Genomic DNA, 394 nt, shown 5'->3' with positions numbered 1-394 from the left:
AAGTGCAATAGGTCCTTTTTCTATTGACATGTATTTGCCATCTTTTCCGGCAATTGCAAAAGATTTTTCAACAACAGTAGCCCATGTTTCACTATCCTTATCAAGTTTCTTTATCGGTATTTCTTTTGGGCAATTATTGTATGGCCCTTTATTAGATAAATACGGAAGAAAGAAACCATTATACTTTGGTTTTGTATTATACATTATTGCATCGTTAGGTTGTGCAGTAGCGGCATCGGGTAATATGCTGATTGTATTAAGATTATTTCAGGCATTAGGCGGTTGCGTTGGTATGGTGGCGTCAAGAGCAATGGTGAGAGATTTATTTCCCATTGAAGAAAATGCAAAAGTTTTTTCAATGCTTATGTTGGTGGTAGATCGGAAGAGCGTCGGG

General features: G+C 37.3%; 1 protein-coding gene. It reads left to right on the top strand.

The genetic code is table 11. The features are described from left to right. Positions 1-28: 28 nt before the first annotated feature. On the top strand, positions 29-394 hold a 366-nt coding region (locus tag E3E36_RS14145; protein WP_369334061.1), incomplete at its 3' end, for an MFS transporter.

The sequence above is a fragment of the Thermococcus sp. M36 genome, from assembly GCF_012027355.1.
Classification (GTDB): Archaea; Methanobacteriota_B; Thermococci; order Thermococcales; family Thermococcaceae; genus Thermococcus.
Note: the sequence above shows the minus strand (reverse complement) of the source record. Positions and strands in the feature narration are given on the sequence as shown.